Source organism: Candidatus Thermoplasmatota archaeon, assembly GCA_030018475.1.
Classification (GTDB): Archaea; Thermoplasmatota; JASEFT01; order JASEFT01; family JASEFT01; genus JASEFT01.
Window position 1 is genome coordinate 20,412 of sequence record JASEFT010000010.1, and the last position, 1,043, is coordinate 21,454.

Consider the following 1,043-nt stretch of genomic DNA (forward strand, 5'->3'; position numbering starts at 1 on the left):
TTCTCATTAACGAGAGCATAGCACCTGCTTTGGAGCATCTACCGCTTTCACCGAGTTTACGAGCTTTTGTACGCGCGCCTTTGATAAACTCTACATACTGCACTTCCGAGGGGCATTTCACGCCACATAAATTACATGTTGTACACTGCCATAGATACTTATCACTGTAGATTTCTTTATCGAGTTCTTCCAGTGCTTTTTCAATTATCATTCTTGGCGAAAAGCCTGGATAATATTTTGTTATCTGGCATGCAGAAGTGCATTTACCGCATTCCAAGCAGTAGTAGGCTTTGGTGTTTTTAATTAACGTTTCTATGTCTATAATTTTACTTTCATAATACTTCTCCAACTTAATAGGGTTAGGTCCTAAAGTTTTTAAGTAGTCTACAAAATTTTGGACTACAGATGCGAATTTTTTACCTTCCGATGCTGATATCCATTCCATTCTTACACGTTCTGATTTTAAGCCTGCTAGCTCTGTTATCTTTTTAACTGCTTTCACCTTTTCTTCTGCTTTTTCATTCCCTGATATGTAATGGCAATCGCCTGGATGGCAGCCTGCTACTAACACGCCATCTGCACCTAATTCCAAAGCTCTGAGAATGTGAGCAGGCTCTATCCTACCTGAACACATTACTCTTACAATATATACGTTTGGAGGATATTTTATTCTACTTGTGCCTGCTAGGTCAGCGCCTGCATAGGCGCACCAATTGCAGCAGAAAGCTATAATTTTAGGCTCGAATACCATTAGCTGCTCCACATTATACCTTCTATAGTTGCGATTATCTGGTTATTTGCAAAATGTTTGACTGTAATAGCGCCGTTACAGCAAGCTGCAGAGCATGCTCCGCACCCTTCGCATACGGCGGGATTAACTTGCGCTACAAGCCGTTTCTCTGGAGTTTCTTTTAACTCCAAAGCTTTGTACTCGCATATTTCTATGCACTTACCGCATCCTCTACAAATTATTTCATCTACAACAGCTACAGCTGGAGAACGAAATAATTTTTTGTTAGAAATTATGCCTAGAGCCTCTGCTG

General features: G+C 40.5%; 2 protein-coding genes. Both read right to left on the reverse strand.

What is annotated here, in order from left to right:
* A partial coding sequence (locus QMD21_02650; protein ID MDI6855667.1) for a hydrogenase iron-sulfur subunit occupies positions 1-751 on the reverse strand: 751 nt, incomplete at its 3' end.
* The coding region (locus QMD21_02655; GenBank protein MDI6855668.1) for a 4Fe-4S dicluster domain-containing protein at positions 751-1,043 on the reverse strand (293 nt) is incomplete at its 5' end. The genes QMD21_02655 and QMD21_02650, both read right to left, overlap by 1 nt.